General features: G+C 74.7%; 13 protein-coding genes. 2 read left to right on the top strand and 11 right to left on the bottom strand.

Features of this window, described 5'->3' with window-relative positions; all coding sequences use genetic code 11:
* The first annotated feature begins 20 nt into the window (after nt 1-20).
* On the top strand, nt 21-842 hold the full coding sequence (pstB, locus tag QEZ54_RS33275) for a phosphate ABC transporter ATP-binding protein PstB (RefSeq protein WP_281308736.1): 822 nt from the start codon (nt 21-23) through the stop codon (nt 840-842).
* A gap of 124 nt (nt 843-966) precedes the next feature.
* Here the strand turns inward: pstB and QEZ54_RS33280 are convergent, their stop codons facing one another.
* The 10 genes from QEZ54_RS33280 to QEZ54_RS33325 all read right to left on the bottom strand — a co-directional run bounded on the left by QEZ54_RS33280 (nt 967) and on the right by QEZ54_RS33325 (nt 11,950).
* Nucleotides 967-2,241 (bottom strand): ATP-grasp domain-containing protein, encoded by a 1,275-nt coding sequence (locus QEZ54_RS33280; RefSeq protein WP_281308737.1) that lies wholly within the window; start codon nt 2,239-2,241, stop codon nt 967-969.
* Between the two features lie 80 nt (nt 2,242-2,321).
* Nucleotides 2,322-2,894: an HD domain-containing protein gene (locus QEZ54_RS33285; RefSeq protein WP_281308738.1), complete on the bottom strand. Its 573-nt coding sequence runs from the start codon at nt 2,892-2,894 to the stop codon at nt 2,322-2,324.
* A gap of 55 nt (nt 2,895-2,949) precedes the next feature.
* A complete protein-coding gene (locus QEZ54_RS33290) occupies nt 2,950-3,855 on the bottom strand; it encodes a DMT family transporter (RefSeq protein ID WP_281308739.1) in 906 nt (301 codons plus the stop codon).
* A 49-nt stretch (nt 3,856-3,904) separates the two neighbouring features.
* A complete protein-coding gene (locus QEZ54_RS33295; protein WP_281308740.1) occupies nt 3,905-5,170 on the bottom strand; it encodes a glycosyltransferase 87 family protein in 1,266 nt (421 codons plus the stop codon).
* Nucleotides 5,164-6,702, bottom strand: coding sequence for a polyprenol phosphomannose-dependent alpha 1,6 mannosyltransferase MptB (mptB, locus tag QEZ54_RS33300; protein ID WP_281308741.1), 1,539 nt, complete (start codon nt 6,700-6,702; stop codon nt 5,164-5,166). Before mptB ends, QEZ54_RS33295 begins: the two co-directional genes overlap by 7 nt.
* A gap of 108 nt (nt 6,703-6,810) precedes the next feature.
* Nucleotides 6,811-7,449, bottom strand: coding sequence for a hypothetical protein (locus tag QEZ54_RS33305; protein ID WP_281308742.1), 639 nt, complete (start codon nt 7,447-7,449; stop codon nt 6,811-6,813).
* Nucleotides 7,450-7,539: 90 nt separating this feature from the next.
* Nucleotides 7,540-8,799 (bottom strand): glycosyltransferase, encoded by a 1,260-nt coding sequence (locus tag QEZ54_RS33310; RefSeq protein ID WP_348650602.1) that lies wholly within the window; start codon nt 8,797-8,799, stop codon nt 7,540-7,542.
* The gene (locus QEZ54_RS33315; protein WP_281308743.1) at nt 8,796-9,995 is read right to left on the bottom strand and encodes a glycosyltransferase family 1 protein; all 1,200 of its coding nucleotides are present in this window, start codon (nt 9,993-9,995) and stop codon (nt 8,796-8,798) included. The genes QEZ54_RS33310 and QEZ54_RS33315 overlap by 4 nt, the downstream gene beginning before the upstream one ends.
* Nucleotides 9,996-10,181: 186 nt before the next feature.
* Nucleotides 10,182-10,997 (bottom strand): hypothetical protein, encoded by an 816-nt coding sequence (locus QEZ54_RS33320; protein WP_281308744.1) that lies wholly within the window; start codon nt 10,995-10,997, stop codon nt 10,182-10,184.
* Between the two features lie 74 nt (nt 10,998-11,071).
* Nucleotides 11,072-11,950, bottom strand: a complete 879-nt coding sequence (locus tag QEZ54_RS33325) for a sigma-70 family RNA polymerase sigma factor (RefSeq protein WP_281308745.1) — start codon at nt 11,948-11,950, stop codon at nt 11,072-11,074.
* A gap of 90 nt (nt 11,951-12,040) precedes the next feature.
* On the opposite strand from QEZ54_RS33325, the gene QEZ54_RS33330 reads away from it, so the two are divergent.
* A complete protein-coding gene (locus tag QEZ54_RS33330) occupies nt 12,041-12,502 on the top strand; it encodes a carboxymuconolactone decarboxylase family protein (protein WP_281308746.1) in 462 nt (153 codons plus the stop codon).
* 45 nt (nt 12,503-12,547) lie between these two features.
* On the opposite strand, the gene QEZ54_RS33335 is transcribed toward QEZ54_RS33330, so the two are convergent.
* Nucleotides 12,548-13,651 (bottom strand): serine hydrolase domain-containing protein, encoded by a 1,104-nt coding sequence (locus QEZ54_RS33335; protein ID WP_281308747.1) that lies wholly within the window; start codon nt 13,649-13,651, stop codon nt 12,548-12,550.
* Nucleotides 13,652-13,711: the final 60 nt, after the last annotated feature.

A 13,711-nucleotide genomic window follows, 5' to 3' on the forward strand; every position in this document is an offset into this window, starting at 1 on the left:
CCTGCGAGAAAGGCCCCGCGATGACCCTCACCGAGACCGCCGTCGACACCTACGCCCCGATCGGGGACGCCGCTCCGCTGGACGCCCGGTCGATCTCGGCCTGGTTCGGCGAGCGCAAGGTGCTCGACCGGGTGTCGCTGCAGATGCCCGCCGGTACGGTGACCGCGCTGATCGGCCCGTCGGGCTGCGGCAAGTCCACGTTCCTGCGCATCCTCAACCGCATGCACGAGCTGGTGCCCGGCGCCACCCTGGCCGGGGAGGTGCTGCTGGCGGGCGCCGACATCTACGACTCGCAGCGGCGGCTCACCGACGTGCGGCGCCAGATCGGCATGGTGTTCCAGAAGCCCAACCCGTTCCCGGCGATGTCCATCTACGAGAACGTGACCGCCGGGCTCAAGCTCACCGCCACCAGGATCGGCCGGTCGGACCGCGACGACCTGGTCGAGCAGTGCCTGCGCCGGGCCGGGCTCTGGAACGAGGTGAGCGACCGCCTGCGCCAGCCGGGCGCGGCCCTGTCCGGCGGTCAGCAGCAGCGCCTGTGCATCGCCCGCGCGCTGGCGGTGCGGCCCCGGGTGCTGTTGATGGACGAGCCGTGCTCGGCGCTGGACCCGACCTCCACCCGCCGGGTCGAGGAGACCATCGCCGAGCTCGCCGCCGAGATCACGATCGTGATCGTCACGCACAACATGCAGCAGGCGCAGCGGGTGTCGCAGCAGTGCGCGTTCTTCCTGGCCGAGCAGAACACCCCCGGCCACATCGTCGAGCACGGCCCGACCGAGCAGGTGTTCCACCGCCCGGCCGACCCGCGTACCGAGGACTACGTCAACGGCCGCTTCGGCTGACCGCCGGCCCCTGTCGCGGTGTGCCGCCCTGGTCGGGAGCGGACACTCGCGCGCGCGGTCACACCTCATAGGGTGTATGCACACCGTATGAGGTGTGACCGTGCGACAGCATGGGCCGCCCCGGTCAGTGCAGCGGGGACGTCTCGACGCCGCTGACGAGCGCGTCGACCACGGCCGCGGCAGCGGGGGTGAGGGCGCGGCCGTCCGCCGCGGCCAGGCTGCCGGTGGATTCGAGCCGGCCGAGGATCGCACCGGGAAGCAGCGAGACGCCGGTGCCGGGCAGTCCGGAGACGGTGATCCCCGAGTCGGTGCCGGTGGCGGGCAGCGCGCGGACCACCCCGGCCGGGCCCTGCCAGCGGACCAGCAGGTGGCTGCCGGAACCGACGGGGTCCGGGTGGCACTCGGGCCCGCCGAGTGGGGCGCCGAGCACCGCCAGCAGGTGCTGCTCCAGGCACGGGGTGCCGCCCTGCCGCTGCTGCAAGCGGCTGAGCAGCCACGACGATCCCTGGACGCGCGAGTTGACCTCCAGGAAGGCGAGCTGGTCGCCCGCGACCGCGATGTCCACGCCGAACAGCCCTCGGTGCCCCCGCTCGCGCAGCCAGTGCCCGATCGCGCGGGTGTGGTCGTAGGCGCGGGCGAGCACGCCCTCACCCAGGTCCGGGGTGGTGAAGTCGCTGCCGCAGTAGCCGCCGAAGGCCAGGCCGAGCTGCTCGATCCCGCTGATCTGGGTGGAGGCGGGCAGCAGGCGTACGCCGTCGTGGTGCACGATGGCCGCGCAGTTCACCGTCGTGTGCCCGGCGAACCGGGACACCAGCCAGCGGTCGGTGTGCGGGTGGGCGACCAGCGCGGCGGCGAGTTCGGCCGCCTCGCGCACCAGGTACGTGCCCTGCCCGCCCGCGCCGTTCGGGGTCTGCGCGACGAACGGGGTGCCCAGGCGCTCCACCAGCGCCGGGTACGACAGCTCGGTGGCGACCGCGACGACCGCGTCGGGCACCGGCACCCCGAGCGAGCTCATCACCCGGCGCAGGTAGGACTTGTCCTCGGCCAGCCGCTCGACCACGGCCAGCGGGCTGGCGCCCAGCCGCACCCGGCCCGGCCACGCCGCCGCGGCCGCCTCCCAGGCGGTGCTGGCGCGCGGCGGCACCAGCAGGATCGGCCGGTCGTCGGCGGGCGCCTCGGCCAGCACCTTGGGGACGAAGTCGGCCAGGCGCGCCACGTCGCCGAAGCGCCAGCGGCGGCGTACCCCGTCGAGGCCCTCCAGGGACAGGACCGGCGCGCCGGGCAGCGTCGCGGCGTCACCGGACAGGACGCACACGCACGACGGGTGCTCGGTCAGCGGGGCCATCATGCCGGGGTACGCGCTGGCGGTCACCAGGCGGAAGTCGTACAGGTCGGTCATGTGCGCAACTGTGACCGACCGTCGGCGGCGCGGCAGGGCGGCCGGGTGGTACGGCCGGCGAACGGTGGGCGAACTCTTGCCTATGCGGCGGCGAGCCGCCGCTCCACCCGTGCCGCCACGGCCAGCAGGTACGGCTCGCGCTGGTGGTGGATGCGGGCCTGGACCGAGTCGGCCCCGTGGCGCGACAGCACCTCGGCGATGCGCTCGCCGACCGCCATCGGGCGCCCGTACGGCCCGACGGTCTGGTCGGCGTAGGTGAGCGCGTCGGTCAGCGGCGACGCCTCGAACGGGTAGCGGGCCAGCTCCGGGGACAGGCCCCGCGCGGCGGCGGCGAACCGGGCCCCGGAGTGGTGCGCCACCAGCGCGCACAGCCGCTCGGGCCAGCCCCGGCGGTGCAGCCACAGCGCGCCGTCCAGCGGGTGGAAGCCGGTCTCGGCCAGCTCGGCGTGGTAGCCGACGTCGTGCAGCCAGGCGGCGGCGACCAGCAGCTCCCGCTCGGCGGGGGCCACGGTGGCGGCGAGCTCGCGGGCGCGGCGGGCCACTCCGGCCGAGTGCGCCCAGCGCTCCGGCAGGTCCCGCAGCAGCCGCTCGGCGGTGTACGCGGCGTGCGACAGTTCAGGACGGGTCGGTGCGGACAGGGCCACAGCGGTCACGCTAGATCCGCCCGGCGGACCGCGCCAACCGGGATCCGGGCTGTGACCTGTTTGTTCATCTGCTGTTCGCGTTGTGTTCCAGCGCTGCCGGGGTGTCGGCGGGCGGCGCCAACGTGGGCGAGAACGCGAGCGTGGCCACCCCGGAAGCGATGGCCACCCCGGACGCGGTAAGCGCGGACAGCGCGGACAGGCTCGTCGGCGGGGCGGCGTCGAACAGGACGGCCCCCCACACCCAGCTGAACACCGGGTCGGCCACGGTCATCGCGGTGAGCGCGGCCGGCAGCGCGCCGCTGCGGAACGCCTCCTGCACCAGCAGGGCGGCGACCAGGCCGGACAGGGCCAGGGCGTACAGCGGCCAGTGGCGCGGCACCGCCGCCGGGCCGCCCCGGGCCAGCTCGTCGGTGACCACCACGGTCAGCACGGCGGTGGTGCTGAACCCGATCCCGGCAGCCACCCCGACCGCGGCCGTACGGGCGATGCGCCCCAGCCGCCCGCGTACCGCCACCATCAGCGCCGCGACCAGCAGCACTGCGGTGAGCAGCACCAGCGGCACCCGGCCGTGGCGCACCGTCTGCGGCACCGATCCCCGGGCCAGCACCAGCGTCACCAGTCCGGCGACCACCGCGAGGGTGCCCCACCAGTCGCGCGGCGCGGGCGGCCGCCCGGTCCGGGCCGCGGCCAGCGGCAGCGCCAGCAGCAGCTGCACCGACAGCAGCGCCTGCACGATGCTGATCGAGCCGGTGTGCAGCGCCGCCGCGTGCACCGCGAACCCGAGCACGTTGCAGCAGAACCCGGCCAGCCACACCCGGTGCCGCAGCAGGCCCGGCACCACCGCCAGCACCGGCAGCCAGCCGTCGGCGGGCCGGTCGCGCTGGGCGCTGGTCACCCGGTGCTGCAGCGCTGCGGCAGCCGCGAACAGCGCCGCGGCGAGCACGCCGAGCGCGATACTGGCAAGGTTCATCGGTCTTTTCCCGCCCCTGTACGCCGCGCCGGGCCGGGCGGCGTGCGCATCATGGCCGCGCCGCGAGTACGGAGACCGACTCCCGCTCCGCCGCCGCGTGAACGGCAGGGGACAGGACCCGCTCCCGGCCCGCCACGACCGGCACCGGCACGGGGGCCGGGGCGGGGCGCACGGGCATCAGGACCAGCAGCGCCAGCGTCACCCAGACGTACGCGCTGCCGCCGAGCAGCCCGCCCAGCCCCGAGTGGTGGTACCACCACAGCCACACCACGCTGCTGCACAGGATCACGTACGCCGTGCCGGCGCCCCAGAGCAGGCGCCGCCGCCGGGCCGCGGGCCGCGACAGCGCCACCCGGACCGTCACCGCCAGCGCCGGGACCGCCCACACCAGGTGGTGCACCCAGGTGATCGGGCTGACCAGGCAGGCGACGAGTCCGGTCAGCGCGAACCCGCCCGCCAGGTCGCCCGCGCGCGCCGCCCGGCGTACCCGCCAGGCCCACAGCACCAGCACCGCCACCACCGCTACCAGCCACACCACCCGGTCCGGCGGGGTGTCGCGCAGCCGGGCCAGCGCCCCGAGCAGCGACTGGTTCGAGATGTACGCCAGGTCCCCGACCCGGCTGGTCTGCCACAGCGCGCCGGTCCAGAACGCCAGCGACGGCGCCGGAGCGACCAGCGCGGCCACGGCCGTCGCGGCGGCCGCCGTCGCGGCGGCGGTCGCCGCAGCCCGGCGCCGCCCCGCCAGCAGCAGGAGCACGATGAAGACGGCCGGGGTCAGCTTGACGGCGGCGGCAAGTCCGATCCCGACGCCCGCCCAGCGCCCGAACCGGCCCGCCCCGCGCGCCAGGAGTTGCACGTCGGCCCACACCAGCGCCACCAGCAGCAGGTTCACCTGGCCGAAGCTGACCGTGTCCCGGGCCGGTTGCAGCATCGCCAGCGCGCACGCCCCCAGGCCGAACGAGAACCACCGGCTCCAGCCGTGCTCGCGGGCGATCGGGTCGACCAGCCAGTACACCAGCGCCGCGCAGGCGGCCGCCGTGAGCGCGGTGTGCACCACGACCACGGTGTGCCAGCCCAGCAGGCTCATCGGCAGCATCGCCACCGCCGCGAACGGCGGGTACGTGAACCCGTAGTGCGTGCCCGGCTTCAGGTAGTCGTAGATGCCGCCGCCCGCGTGCACCCAGTCGTCGACCGTGCCGTAGTACACGCTCACGTCGAACCACCCCCGGTGCCCCGGCACCAGCGCGATGAACAGGGCCACGGCGGTGGCCAGCCCGGCCAGGCACAGCAGCCGGGCACGACCGGTCGTCAGCACGAGACGGGTTCCCTTCGTCGGGCGGCGGCCAGGCCGGCGCTGAGGCCGACCAGGACCGGGACGGCCAGCAGCGCCCCGGCCAGCGCGGCCGCCAGGTCGGTGAGGCGCGGGGTGAACCCGCTGGGGAAGACGAGCACCGCGAAGACCAGGCAGGCCGCGGCGGCCCAGCGGCGTACCCGCCCGTCCGGCGCGGCGGCGGCGATGGGGACCAGCCCCCAGAGCAGGTACCACGGCCGCAGCGCGGGCCCGAGCAGCGCCACCGCGCTCAGACTCAACCCCAGCGCATAAACCGGCCCGAACCTCCGCCGCCCCCGCCCCGGTCCCGGTGCCAAGGTCATCGGAGTTGCCGGGCAATCGGGCGTATCTTGGCCCCCCGAGTGCCCGATTGCCGGGCAACTTGACCGGTCTTGGGCGCGCCAGGCGTACCAGGTGGCCGCGACGGCGGCGGCCAGGCCGAGCCAGCGCCAGGCGGGGATCGCCAGCGGGGCGAGGTCGCTGCCGAACAGGTGCAGCAGGTTGCGCGTGATCCGGCCGAAGGTGCTGCTCAGCGACCAGTTCTGCGACGAGACCGGGGTGTTGAGGGAGCGGAGCCAGCCGTACCCGGTGCCGGTCACCGCCGTCACCGCGGCCGTGGTCGCGACCGTGAACAGCGCGGTGAAGCCGAGCGCCGACAGGGTCGCGTGCCGGGGCAGCCGGTCCCGCCACAGCCACACCACCACGGCCAGGCCCAGCGTGGCGGGCGCCTTCACCAGCGAGGCGAGTGTGATCAGGACGGTGGCCAGGCCGAACCGGGCCGCCGCGGCGGCGGTCAGCCCGGCGGCGAGCAGCCCCAGCATGACCGCGTCGTTGTGCGCGCCGCCGACCAGGTGCAGCAGCACCAGCGGGTTGAGGCCGCCCAGCCACAGCGCGGCGGCCGGGTCGACGTGGCAGGCGCGGGCCAGCCGGGGCAGGCAGAGCAGCAGCAGGACCACCCCGGCCAGGGCGACGGCCCGCATCGCGAGCACGCCCAGCGGCACGTCGGTGTCGACGGCCCGCGCCACGGCGGTGGCCAGGGCGAGGAACGCCGGGCCGTACGGGGTCGGGGTGTGCTGCCAGATCGGGGGCACCTCGGCCGACAGGGGGCCGCCGAGGCGGGACGGGCCGAACTCGTACACGTCGATGCCGGCGCCGACCATGGCGCCCTGCGCCAGGTAGCTGTACACGTCCCGGCTGAACAGCGGCGGCACCAGCAGCAGCGGTGCCGCCCACGCGGACAGGGTGAGCAGGAGCAAGCGGGTGTCCGGCGGGCGCGGCCCGCGTACCGCCCGGCCCAGTCGCCACCAGGCCGCCGACAGCAGCGCCAGCCCGAAGTAGGCGCAGACCAGTCCGGCCTGCTCGTGCTGGCGCAGTGCCGACAGGCCCAGGACCGGGGCGAGCGTGTCGCGTACCGGCAGGGCCCCGGCGGCCAGCCCGCCGACCGCCAGCGCGACCGACCCGGCGAAGCCGAGCAGGCGCAGACCGCGCGCGTCGGGGGAGGGTGGAGCGGCGGGCACCCAGGCAGGCTGCCAGTGCCCGGTGTACGAAACGCGTCGGCCCGTTGAAGCAGCCGTGTCCGCCGTATGACCGCCGTCAGGAAGTCGCGCCTCGGAGGCGTGGCACGCTCACCGGGGGTCCGGGCGGTCCAGGTTCCAGTGGCGGTTGGCGGTCAGAGCCCAGTCGTGCTCGGTGGAGTCCGCCACGGGACTGCGCGATACGACGAAACGGGTGATCACGCGCTGGGTGCGCTCGGCGTCGCCGTAGAGGATGTCCAGCCACAGCTCGCCCCCGGAGGTGACGGTGTCGCACACGGTCCGGAACTCCTGGCTCGTCGGATCGCGTACCGTCACCTGGCTGAACCCCAGGTCGCCCGCGGACACGTAGACGTCGCGGGTCAGGCGGCGGAAGTCGGCCGGGTCGCGGTGCGGGCTGTGCTCCTCGGCGGGCATGTCCCAGCCGTGCAGGACGGCGAGTCCGCGGCCCGCGTTGCGCACGGACATGACCAGGTAGAAGACCTTGTCGGTGACTTTCACCGCGGCGCGCCCGCCGTGCACCGGGAGCCATCGGCCGTCCAGGAAGCGGATCTCCTGAGTGGGATCGTCCCAGCGGGACGGCACCAGGATCGGGCGCAGGCTCTCCATCAGGGCGCGCTCGGCGGTCGCGGTGGCCCGGCCCGCCGAACGCGTCGAGGCGAAGGTCGCGACCGCCAGCAGCGCGGTCCCGGCCGCCGTGCCGAGGTCGGCGATCGTCGCCCAGTCAGCCATGCATCCTCCCGGCCCATCACACCAGGTGGCGCCCGGTTTGGCGGCGGAACGCGCCTGATACCGCGCCGTCCGTGGAGGAGGTCCGACCGGTCAGGAGCGCGAGCAGGAGACGAGCGTCTGGTGTACGGCGAGGAAGCCGCGGACCGCGACATCCCAGCCGAACCGCTCGGCCCGCCCCCGAGCCGTGCCCCGGCGCTCCGCCTCGGACCGGGCAAGTAGCTCCAGCACACCGGCGCTCAGATCCTCGCCCGCCACCGCGACCCCGGCGTCCCCGACCACGGCGGGCAGCGCACTCGACGCGCTGACCACGGCCGGTGACCCGCAGGCCAGGGCCTCCAGCGCCGCCAGCCCGAACGTCTCCATCGGACCGGGCGCCACGACCACGTCGGCGGCGGCGAGCAGTTCGGCCAGCCGGACCCGGTCGGCGACCCAGCCGGTGAACACCACCGGCAGCCCGGCCGCCCCGGTCTCCAGCCGACCGCGCAGCGGCCCGTCGCCGATCATCAGCAGCCGCGCGGGCACCCCGCGTTCGCGCAGCGTACGCAGGGTGAGCAGGGCGCGCTGGGGGCGTTTCTCGGGCGACAGCCGGGTGCAGCAGACCAGCAGCACCTCGTCCGGCGCGGCGAACCCGGCCCGTGCTCCGGCGTCGCGGCGCGACGGGTGGAACAGGTCCAGGTCGACCCCGAGCGGCACCTGCGTGACGTTGCCGGCGCCGAGGCTGGTGAACTCGCCGGTGGCCCATTCGGTGGTGCAAACGATCCGGTCGTAGCGGGCGGCGCTGGCCCGGTTGAGCCCAGCGGCGGCCAGGTTCCGTACCCGCGCGGGCAGCTTCACCACACCCAGCAGCCCGTCGACGCTCTCGTGCGACACCATCACGCTGGGTACGCCGTGGCGCCGCGCCCACCCGCCGGTCCAGCGCAGCGTGGTCCGGTCGGACACCTCCAGCCGGTCCGGCCGCAGCGTCGCGAGCACGTCCAGCAGCGGTCGGCGCCGCACCAGCAGCCGGTATCCGCCCAGCGCGGGCACCCGCGGCCCCGGCAGCGTGATGACCCGGCCCTGCTCGGTCAGCTCGTCGCGGTACTCCGGCCCCGGTATCACCAGCACCGGCTCGTGCCCTGCCCGCAGATACCCCTTCCCCAGCTCGCGCAGCGCGGTCCGCAGCCCGCCCGAACTCGGCGTGACGAAGTTGGCCAGCCTGACGATCCGCAGCGGCGGCCCGTCGACGGGCCCGGTCGAGGTCACGTCACTGTCGGCGGTCGACGCCAGGTTCGCCGAGGCGTTCGAGTCGGTCAGGTCCGTGGTGGTGGGCGCGGTCGAGGTCGCGCCGACAGCGGCGGTAGGCGCGGTCACGAGACCGGCACCGCGACGGGCAGGCTGGTCGCGGGCAGCGACGACGCGGGCTCCGGCGGCGGCGCGGCGGCAAGCGCGTCCGGCACGGTCCCGGCGGCGGCGTGGTAGTGGGCGATCAACAGGTCCCCCAGGGCGGCCCAGGTACGGCCCGCGACGGCCGCGCGGGCAGCTTGCCCGTACGCGCGCCGCAGCCCCGCATCGGCGAGCAGCAGCCCGACCGCCTCCGCGATCGCGGCACCGTCGACCGGTGGCACCAGCAGCCCGTCCACGCCGTGCCGGACCAGGTCGAGCGGCCCGCCGGTCGCGGGCGCCACCACGGGCACGCCGCTGGCCTGCGCCTCCTGCACCGTCTGGCAGAACGTCTCGAACGGTCCCGGGTGGACGAACACGTCGAGGCTGGCATACAACCGGGCCAGCTCCACCCCGCCCCGCCCGCCGAGCAGCACCGCACCGGGCACCGCCTGGCGTACCGCGTCCCGAGTGGGTCCGTCGCCGACCACCACCACCCGTACGCCCGGGATGCGCGCCGTCCGGGCCAGCAGCTCGACCTTCTTCTCCTTCGCCAGCCGCCCCACGTACCCGACGAGCAGCTCGCCGTTCGGCGCCAGCTCGGCGCGCAGGCTTTCATCCCGCCGCTGCGGGTGGAACAGTTCGGTGTCCACGCCCCGGCCCCAGCGGCCGACCCTCGGCACCCCGTTGGCGACCAGCTGCGCGGCGGTCATCGAGGACGGGGCCAGGGTCGCCGCGGCGCCGGCGTGGATGCGGCGGATCCAGTGCCAGGCGGCCGCCTCGCCGAGGCCGACGCCGTACGCGCGGGCGTAGCCGGGGACGTCGGTCTGGTAGATCGCCACCACCGGCAGTCCCAGGTCGGCGGCGGCGCGGGCGCCCCAGGCGCCGAGGATGAACGGGCTGGCCAGGTGCACCACGTCGGGGCGGTGCGCGCGCAGGGCGGCGCGCAGGCGACGGGTCGGCCAGGCGAGCCGGACGTTGCCGTACCCGGGCATGGGCAGTGACCCCACCCGCAGCACCGGGTACGGCTTCGGCGTGATCAGCTGCCGCGTCCGGCGTCCCGGGCGGGGCGCGATGACCAGCGGCTCGTGGCCTCTGGCCAGCAGGTGATCGGCCACGCGCGAGACGGAGTTCGCCACGCCGTTGACGTCCGGGGAGAACGACTCGGTGATGATCGCCACGCGCATGGCCGCCACGCTAGGAACGCCAGCGGGACCCCAGCCGACAACTCGAAGTCCCCCAGACGAAGAACACACGAACGCTGCCCCACCCGCCGGGGGTGCACCCCGCGAAAGGAAGGGCCCCTTCTTATCGGAATACGCAGAAGAAGGGTCCCTTCCAAACCGCCGGGGGCGCGGGCGGCTGGGGGCGGGTTACGGGGTGGAGGAGGGGAAGTTGCGGACGGGGCAGCTGCTCGGGGTGGCGGGGTCGACGCGCTTGAGGGCGTACGCCACGCCCTGGGTCGGCGTGTTCGTCACCGGGGCCCGGTCGCCGATGACCACCAGCGCGTGCCAGCCGGTGACCGCGGCCGTGTACTTCGTGCACCCGTCGACGTACGCGATGGTCTGCCCGTTCATGGCGGCCATCCGGTTGCGCACGTACGTGCCGGGCACGCCCGACGTGCTCGACACCAGGAACATGTGGGATCCGGCGGACAGGGTGCTCGCCCAGAACTGCTGGCCGCCGGTCAGCCAGATGTCGGCCACGCTGACGATGTCGTGGTCGACCAGTACGGCGAAGGCCAGGTCCGGGTCGGACGGCCCGGTGCTGCCCGGGTGCGTGATCGGCGGCAGCGTGACGATGTTCGCCCCGCTGCGCTGCTGCACCCAGTACGACCCGGTCCCGGTCGCCACCGCCTGGTAGCGGCCCAGCGGCCGGAACCCGCTGTTGGAGTTCACCGCCACGAAGTCGGTGCGGCTGCCCGGCATCGCGCTGGTGGCCAGCGGTACGCCGGTGCCGTCGTCGAGGGTCAGGTCGGTGCCGCCGGGCACGGCGGGCTGCACCGCCGCGACCGACCAGTAGTAGTTGCTCGTCGTGTAGAGATAGGTCTCCGGCGCGGACGCGGCGGCGACCGCGCCGTCGGACAGCGAGACCGACGCCTGGGCGACGCCGGGCAGCGCCGCGACCAGCAACGAGGTCAGCAGCGCGGTCACGAGTACGGGCAGTGCGGTGATCCGGCGGACGGACACGTTTCCTCCCTGGGGTTGGCGCCGTACGGTAGCGGCACCGCCGCCGCCGCACAGTCGCCAATCCGTCGGTGTGATCACTTGTCCAGGTACGTCACGTCCAGGTCGGCCAGCCGCTCCGGGTCGGCCATGATGTTCATCTCGACGATGCGCCCGTCGCGGACCAGGAAGCCCAGCACCGAGGCCAGCTTGCCGTCGACGACGGTGACCACGCCCGCCGCCCCGTTGACCAGGGCGAACTGCGCCACGGGCGCCAGCTTGTTGTACAGCACCGCACCGGAGGCCACCGCGTGCGCGCCGCGTACCAGCCGGGAGCCGCCGGCGGCACCGTAGTCGGCGCGCAGCACCACGTCCGGGTCGAGCACGGCCAGCAGCCCGTCGAAGTCGCCGCCGCGCGCGGCGGCCAGGAACGCGTCGACGGCCTCCCGCTGGCGCCCGAGGTCGGGGTCCGGGGTGGTGCCCGCGCCCTGCACGCGGCGCCGGGCCCGGCTGGCCAGCTGCCGCGCGGCGGCGGCGTTGCGGCCCACGATCGGGGCGATGTCGTCGAACGGTACGGCGAACATATCGTGCAGCACGAACGCCAGCCGCTCGGCCGGGTCGAGGGTGTCGAGCACCACCAGCAGCGCCAGCCCGACCGCGTCGGCCAGCAGCGCCTCCTGCTCCGGGTCGGTGCCGCCGGGCGGGCTGAGCACCGGGTCGGGCACGTGCGCCTCCAGCGGCTCCTCCGGGTGGGTACGCCGCGAGCGCAGCATGTTCAGCGCCACCCGGCCCACGACCGTGGTCAGCCACGCGGCCAGGTTGTCGATCTCCGCCGCGTCGGAGCGGCTCAGCCGCAGCCACGCCTCCTGCACCGCGTCGTCGGCCTCGCTGAACGAGCCCAGCATGCGGTACGCCACCGCGCGCAGCTGCGGCCGGTGCTGCTCGAACCGCTGTGCCAGAAATTCTTCGCCGTCCACGGTCACACTCCTCCGTCGTGCTGTGTCGAAGTACTGACCCGACCGGAGCGGCCGATGTGACGGCCCTCCAAGATCTTAAGGAGTTACGACATGCAGGCACGAATGGCGCACCCCGCGCTGAGCATCCCCGGCGCCATGCAGGCCCTGCAGGGGCTGGGGGCCGCGGTGGCCTCGACCGGCCTCGGCAAGACCCTGCTGGAGCTGGTGAACCTGCGGGCCAGCCAGCTCAACGGCTGCAGCGTGTGCGTCCGGATGCACGCCGCCGACCTGCGCAAGGAGGGCGAGAGTGACGACCGGATCGACACCGTGTCGGCCTGGCGCGACACGCCGTACTTCACCGACGCCGAGCGGGCCGCCCTCGAGCTGACCGAGGCCGTGACGCTGCTGCCGGGGCGCCCCGACCCGGTCAGCGACGAGCTGTGGGCCGAGGTCAACCGTCACTACACCGAGCAGCAGGTCCAGGGCCTGCTGCTGTCGATCTCCGGCATCAACGTGTGGAACCGCCTCAACGCCGCCACCCGCCAGGTCGCCGTCACCCCCCGTCGATCATGAACTTGTGGCACGGTTCGGCGGCGTGTCACGGGCACGGCTTCCTGATCAACTGCCCTTGGCGGCGGCTACCTCTGTCTGGATCAGTTCGCGCAGCTGCTCCAGCGGGTCGCCGTCGCCGAACGACATCCGGTTCTTGGTCGCGGCCACGGTGAGGCCGAGCTGCGGGAACGCGTACGACAGGCTGCCGCCGCTGCCGCTGGCCCCGAAGTAGCCGTCCTCGACGGCGTAGCCGAGGCTGCGCCGCACCGGCTGCCCGAACACCCAGTCCGGCCCGTCCATCGCCACCGCCGACACCCGCGCCAGCCGCTCCGGCGAGATCAGGCGCACGCCGTCGACCTCGCCGAGCAGGGCCGCGTACATGCGGGCGAGCGCGCGGGCGCTGAAGGTCCCGATGGCCGGCACGTCGGCGCGCAGGATCTCCGGGCGGTTGCCCAGGGCCGCGTCCGGCCGCACCGCGGGCGGGCACACCAGGTCGAAGTGGGGCAGGTTCGCCGACAGGTACGACAGCGCGGGCTGCCAGCCGTGCTCGCCGAGCCGCGCCACCCGGTCGAGAACCCGCTCCGGTACGCCGAAGAAGAGCTCGTCCGCGACGCCCAGCGGTCCGGCGACCTCCTCGGCGAGCACCCGCGCCAGCGTCCGGCCGGTGGCCCGGCGGACGGTCTCGCCCACGATCCACCCGTAGGTCCAGGCGTGGTAGCCCTGCCGGGTGCCGGGCTCCCACCGCGGCACCGCGTCGGCGATCAGCGCGCACATGCGGTGCCAGTCGGCGAAGTCGGCCGGGCTGGTGCCGGCGGGCAGGTGGGGCACGCCGGTGGCGTGGGTGAGCGCGTGGCCGAGGGTGGTGTCCTGCTTGCCGTGGGCGGCGTACTCGGGCCACACGTCGGCGATGCGCAGGTCGTAGTCGAGGGCGCCGCGCTCGGCCAGCACGTGTACGACCGTGGCGGTGACGCCCTTGGCGGTGGAGAAGCTGGGGAACAGGGTGTCCGGGGTCGCCGGTCGGCCGGGGTGGGCGTCGCCCGCGTACACGTCGATGACGGGTTCGCCGTGGAGGTACGCGCTGACCTGTACCCCCGTCTCGGCGCCGGAGGCGACGAGTTCGCCGACGGTCCGCCGCACCCGGCCGCACAGGCCGCTCCAGTCGTCGTCCATGGAAGTCCACCCTGCCAGAGGGCCGGGTCCGGACTCGACCGCATTTCGCCCGCCAGGCAT

Source organism: Catellatospora sp. KI3, from assembly GCF_029948125.1.
Lineage (GTDB): Bacteria > Actinomycetota > Actinomycetes > Mycobacteriales > Micromonosporaceae > Catellatospora.